This is a genomic window from Kitasatospora sp. NPDC057512 (assembly GCF_042802135.1).
Classification (GTDB): Bacteria; Actinomycetota; Actinomycetes; order Streptomycetales; family Streptomycetaceae; genus Kitasatospora.
Genome location: NZ_JBHVET010000539.1, coordinates 1 through 6,039, shown reverse-complemented (window position 1 = coordinate 6,039; position 6,039 = coordinate 1). Strand labels below are relative to the sequence as shown.

The 6,039-nt window shown below is 70.2% G+C and carries 4 protein-coding genes; 3 read left to right on the top strand and 1 reads right to left on the bottom strand.

The window, feature by feature from the left end; translation table 11 throughout:
* Positions 1-63: 63 nt before the first annotated feature.
* The 3 genes from ACFU6K_RS28505 to ACFU6K_RS28495 all read left to right on the top strand — a co-directional run bounded on the left by ACFU6K_RS28505 (position 64) and on the right by ACFU6K_RS28495 (position 4,252).
* On the top strand, positions 64-1,536 hold the full coding sequence (locus ACFU6K_RS28505) for an FAD-binding protein (RefSeq protein WP_380667753.1): 1,473 nt from the start codon (positions 64-66) through the stop codon (positions 1,534-1,536).
* A 574-nt stretch (positions 1,537-2,110) separates the two neighbouring features.
* Complete coding sequence (locus ACFU6K_RS28500; protein WP_380667751.1) at positions 2,111-2,845, top strand: hypothetical protein; 735 nt, start codon at positions 2,111-2,113, stop codon at positions 2,843-2,845.
* A gap of 99 nt (positions 2,846-2,944) precedes the next feature.
* Positions 2,945-4,252, top strand: a complete 1,308-nt coding sequence (locus tag ACFU6K_RS28495; protein ID WP_380667749.1) for a M64 family metallopeptidase — start codon at positions 2,945-2,947, stop codon at positions 4,250-4,252.
* A gap of 206 nt (positions 4,253-4,458) precedes the next feature.
* On the opposite strand, the gene ACFU6K_RS28490 is transcribed toward ACFU6K_RS28495, so the two are convergent.
* The coding region (locus ACFU6K_RS28490; protein ID WP_380667747.1) for an endonuclease/exonuclease/phosphatase family protein at positions 4,459-6,039 on the bottom strand (1,581 nt) is incomplete at its 5' end.

Here is a 6,039-nt window from a genome sequence, read left to right as displayed (position 1 = left end):
CGACCAGACCCGCCCACCACCCCCCACCAACCACCACCCACACCACCAAGGAGGCCACCAACCATGAACCACCCCGCCCCCACCCGCCGCACCCTCCTCACCGCCGCAGCCGCCACCATCATCGGCTTCAACACCACCACCCGCACCTGGGCCACCACCGACACCCCCACACCCCCCGGCCGCATCGCCCCCCTACCCCCCCTCCAAGGCACCCTCACCACCAACCCCACCACCACCACCGCCCACTCCCACGACTTCGGCCGCCTCACCACCACCACCCCCTACGCCGTCCTCAACCCCGCCGGCCCCCACGACATCGCCAACATCATCAACTACGCCCGCCACAACGGCCTCAAAGTCGCCATGAACGGCCAAAGCGGCACCGGCAACGACCTCGAATCACACTCCAACTACGGCCAAGCCGGCGCCGCCGGCGGCATCAGCATCAACGCCCGCGCCCTCAACCGCATCCACACCATCACCCCCACCAACGCCACCGTCGACGCCGGCGTCACCTGGGCCCAACTCACCGACGCCGCCCTCACCCAAAACCTCACACCCCCCTGCCTCACCGACTACCTCCACCTCTCCATCGGCGGCACCATCAGCATCGGCGGCATCGGCTCCACCGTCCACAAACACGGCCTCCAAGCCGACACCGTCGAATCCATCGAAATCGTCACCGGCACCGGCCGCATCCTCACCGCCACCCCCACCCACAACCCCGACCTCTTCCACACCGCCCTCGCCGGCGCCGGCCAAGTCGGCATCATCACCCGCGCCACCCTCAAACTCATCCCCGCCCCCGCACGCGCCCTCGTCTTCACCCTCACCTACAACGACCAACACACCTTCCTCACCGACCAACAAACCCTCCTCGACGGCCGCTTCCCCTCCCAAGTCGGCGAAATCCTCATCCAACCCAACGGACAACCCCCCCGCTACAAAATCGAAGCCGTCGCCCACTACACCACCACACCCCCCAACCCCCAAACCCTCCTCACCGGCCTCAACCCCACCACCACCCAAACCAACGACACCACCTACCGCGACTACACCTACCGCGCCGACACCTTCGCCGACACCATCAAAAACCTCGGCTACTGGAACGCCCCCAAACCCTGGCTCTCCCTCTTCCTCCCCGCCACCACCACCCCCACCTTCCTCAACCAAGCCCTCCCCCACATCACCCCCGACGACATCGGCCACGGCCTCCTCCTCTGCTACCCCTTCCACACCAACAAACTCACCCACCCCCTCGCCAACACCCCAAACGAACCCACCACCTACCTCTTCGACTTCCTCGCCTTCCCCCACCCCAACACCAACCCCCAACCCGCCCTCACCCGCAACCGCACCCTCTACAACACCGCCACCCAACTCGGCGCCAAACGCTACCTCGTCGGCGCCATCCCCCACATGACCCCCACCGACTGGCAAAACCACTACGGCCCCCACTACACCACCCTCACCACCGCCAAAAACACCTACGACCCCACCCACACCCTCACCCCCGGCCAAAACATCTTCCCCTAACACACAAACAACAACCCAAACAGAAATACAGATAACACAAGACCCGGGATCGAGAACACGGGCACCAATCCGTGATACCGAGCCGGAACCCGGGCCACATGCAAGAGAAAAAGAGCACACGCATAACACAAAGACAAAAGCGCGAATGAGTCGGGCACTATCACGTGCTTCCGGCTCATCGCGCTATCCGTCCGAACCCGCGGCTCCGTATAGCTGCCGGAGCCTCACGCCCCGCCCTCCTCCAGGTCCCCCCAGCGGAACCAGTAGTCCAGCCCGTCGGTCCGGTAGCGGTCCCCGCTGTCGCAGCGCCACTCCCCCACGAGCAGCCTCGCGTCCGCGGGCAGCTGCCGGTACGGCGCCAGGAGGGCCGTCAGTTCGTCGTAGCGGGCGTCGACGCCGCCGTTGCCGGGGTGTTCCCCGATGTCCGCGGTGCCGGCCTCGTACCGCCGGTTCCACTCGACGTAGGCGGCCCGCTGTCAAGCTCCATGGCGATCGCTCGCCCGTCGGTGCCTCCTGGCATCATGCGGTCCGCGGCCGGGAATCAGCACCGGATGCAACGGGCAGGTGTCGTGGGGTGGGTGAGGGCGCGATGGACGTCGGGACGGGACCGGTCATCAAGCCGAGCAGGCGTGCGGCGCGGCTTCGGGCGGCGAGGCGGGTGCTGGTCGTGCTGGCGGGGGTGGTGCCGGTCGTGGCCGGGTTCCTCCTCTTCATTCGCACGTACGACGCGACGGTGGCGTACCGGACGGCCCCGGTGTGTGGGACGCCGACGGCCGGGGCGGGTGCGGACTGCCTGCGGCTGGAGAGCGGGCGGGTCGTGAAGAAGAAGGTGGACACGGACCGGGAGAACGACCTCAGTTCGTACAAGCTGGTCGTCGCGCGCGAGACCGCCGGCAGTGACGAGTACGACGTGGGCGAGCCCTTCTTCCAGGACGTGGAGGTCGGCACCACGATCGACGTCGGGGTCTGGAAGGGCGAGGTCGTGCAGATCTCGTACCACGGCCACCGGGCGGTGAAGCCTCAGCTGCCCTGGCTGCCCGTCCTCGGGGTCGCGCTGCTGATCAGCGTCGGCAGCGCGGCCGTCGTCCACGGTCTGCACGGGCCTCGGGAGGGCGTCATGGACGTGGTGCAGGTCGGGAGCATCGTGTTCACCGTCGGGTCGTTCGCCGGTTCCCTCGTCCTCATCGGGGCGTTCCAGTGGTCGTTCCCCGTGACGATCACGGTCGCCGTGCTGGCCTGGCTGAGCACCGTCGCGGCCTGTGCGGTGATCGGCTGCCTGTCCTTCGGGCCGGCCCGGGCCGATGGGTGACCGGAGGGTTCGGGAATCGGGTTGCACAGACGCAGGATTGTCAGGTTATCGCCATGGGAAGGGAGCAGGCCACAGACCGTTCCCTCCGGAAGGACACCCGTGCACCGCACCACCGTCAGAACCGCCACCACCCTGCTCGCCACCGTACTCGCCGGTGCGGTACTGGGGGCCGCGCCCGCGGGGGCCCGTCCGGCGGACGACAAGCCGTCGACACGTCAGGTCGAGGTGTTCGCCGAGGACGGCGGCATCTCCCGGGCCCAGGCCCCGGCCGTCTCCCCCTATCTCGCCGACCGCGCCCAGGGCGTGGCCCCGATGCGGGGCGACGGCGACGTGACCGCGCTGGTCCGCAACGGGGAGCCGGCCGCCAAGCTGGACGTGGTGGTGATCGGCGACGGGTACACCGCGCAGGAGCAGGACAAGTTCCGCGCGGACGCGGCCCAGAAGTGGCAGGAGATGACCGCCGTCGAGCCCTACGCGAGCTACCGCGCGCTGTTCAACGTCTGGGCGGTGTCCGCGATATCACCCGAGTCCGGGGTGACCGGGGACCCGGACCAGGGGACGGTGCGGCACACCGCGCTGGGCTCGTACTTCTGGTGCGACGGAGTGGAGCGGCTGCTCTGCGTGGACGAGAAGGCGGTCGAGTCGTACGCGGCGAAGGCCCCGCAGGCGGACCTGGTGCTCGTGGTGGCCAACAGCGCGAAGTACGGCGGCGCCGGCTACAACGACGTCAAGTCCCCGCTCGGCTACGAGGGGATCGCCACCGTGGCGGGCGGCAACGCGAGGTCCGGGCAGATCGCGGTGCACGAGACCGGGCACTCGCTGGGCAAGCTGGCCGACGAGTACGCGTACGACGGCCAGGGGACGTACCAGGGCAGCGAGCCCGCCGAGGCCAACATCAGCACCCTGACCGCCGACCGGATGCGGCAGCAGGGCACCAAGTGGGCGCGCTGGCTGGGCCAGGCCTCGCCGGACGGCGGCACGGTCGGCGCGTACGAGGGCGGCGGCTACTACCCGACCGGGCTCTACCGGCCGACCGAGAACTCGATCATGCGCTCGCTCGGCCGGGAGTTCAACCTGCCCGGGCGCGAGGCGATGATCGCGGGCTTCTACCGCCACGCCACCCCGCTCACCAGCCCCACCGCCAACGGCAGTCGGCTCACCGCCGCGGACCGCCTCACCGTCGACCTGCCGGTGGCCGGCACCCGGCTGCGCTGGTACCTGGACGGGAAGGAGCTGCCCCGGCTGGGCGGCCGCACCGCACTGGACCTGGCCGAGCTCAAGCTGACCGGACCGCGCTCCCGGCCGCACGTGCTCACCGCGGTCGCCACCGACCCGACCCCGGCCGTCGCGGACCCCGCGCTGCGCGCGAAGCTGACCGCGAGCCTGTCCTGGACCGTGACGCGCTGACACGACGTGACACCGCCGTCCCGCCCGCTGGTCGACAGGGGCGGGACGGCGACGGCGCGTTCGCCCGTAACGGCGCGGCCCGGCCCTACTCCTCCTCGTCGAGCCTGGCGAGGCGGGTCGTCACATGGCTGTGACGGTCAGGACGATCGGACGACCGGTGCCGGCCTCCCCACGAACGGGGAGACCGGCACCGTCGGCCTCGGCCGCTACGGCAGCGGGATGCGCACCACCTGCGGGTCGTGGTCGCTGAGCTGCGTGCTGAACTCGCTGTTGATGTGCACGATGTCGTAGCTGTACGAGGTGGCCGCGAGCGCGCCGGAGATCAGGATGTGGTCCAGCACCTGCGAATTGCCCTCGTACACGTAGGTGTAGCGCTCGGGCAGCGGCAGGGTGCGCGGCAGGTCGGTGAGCGAGCCGCCGGCGGTGAGGATGTCGGTGGTCTGCGAGAACTCGAAGTCGTTGAGATCGCCGAGCACGATGACCGAGGCGTTCGGGTCCACGGCCAGGATCTGGTCGGTGAAGCCCTTCACCGCGGTCGCCTGGGCGTGGCGCTGGGTCTCCGAGGGGTGGGCCGGCGGCTGGTAGCGGCCGAAGAGGGGCTGGTCGCCGCCCTTGGAGTTGAAGTGGTTGGCGATCACGAAGACCGGCTTGCCGTTCCAGCGGAACTCGCCCGCCAGCGGCTTGCGGCTGGAGTTGAACGCCGCGTTGGTCGGGTCGATCCGCCCGGGCGAGTAGGCCAGCTGGGGTGTGCCGCCCGCGTTCACCACGGAGTCGACGGTAGTGGATCCGGCGCCGGGGCGGTCGGTGAAGGAGAGGCCGCGGTCGGTGCGGAACAGGAACACCTGGCGGATGTTGCCGCCGGGCTGTCCGCCGTCCTGGCCGTCCACCGGGTCGATCTCCCGGTAGGAGTAGGAGGGGCCGCCGGCCGCGGTGATGGCCGCGGTGAGCTTGGCCAGGGTCTGGGTGGCGCTCACCGTGCCGTCGTCGGTGGCACCGCTGTTGTCCTGGATCTCCTCCAGGGCGACCAGGTCGGGCGAGCGCAGGTTGGTCACGATGCCCGCCGCGAGGCCGTCGAACTTGCTCTGCGGGTCGGACGGGGCGAGGTTCTCCACGTTGAAGGTGGCCACGGCGAGCTGGCCGGCCGTCGGCGCGGCGGTGGTCTCGGGCGCGATGCCGCCGGAGGTGACCGCCGGGGTCGCGGTGACCTGGAGGGTGAAGTTGCCGAAGGCGTAGTCGAGCACGCCGACGGTGGCGCCGGTCAGGGTGTCGCCGACGTTGGCGGTCGGGGTGGGCGCGAGCGCCTTCCCGAGGACGACCCGCTCCGGGTTGCCGTCGTTCGCCTGGAGCAGGATGCCGCCCCGGTTGGTACGGGTGGTGCTGCCCGGCGGGACGACGGCGAGCTCGCCGTACCTGTTGGTCGGGCCGACCACGGCCGCGTTGTCGATCTCGACCCGCATGCCCTCCAGGGACTCCCAGAAGTCCAGGCCGTCGGTGGCGGGCTGGAAGTTCCCGGCCGCCTCGACGTCGCCGGAGGTGACGCTGGAGATGACCGCGGACGGGGGCACCCGCCCGCCCTGGCCGACCACGGTGGCGGCGGGCAGCGGCACGTTGTGGGCGCCCACCGTGACGGTGGGCGCGGTCAGTTCGGTGATCGACCGGTTGGTGGTGCCGCCGGTGCCGCCCGGGCGGTACTGGGTGACGGTGGCGTTCACCGTCACCGAGTCGCCGACCGCGACCGAGGGCGCGCCGGCGGTGTAGACGTAGATGCCCGCGCTGGTGCCGGGGTC

What these genes read in the sequence shown, in the direction of transcription:
- ACFU6K_RS28505 (WP_380667753.1), top strand. Translation starts at nt 64, where the DNA reads ATGAACCACCCCGCCCCCACCCGCCGCACCCTCCTCACCGCCGCAGCC.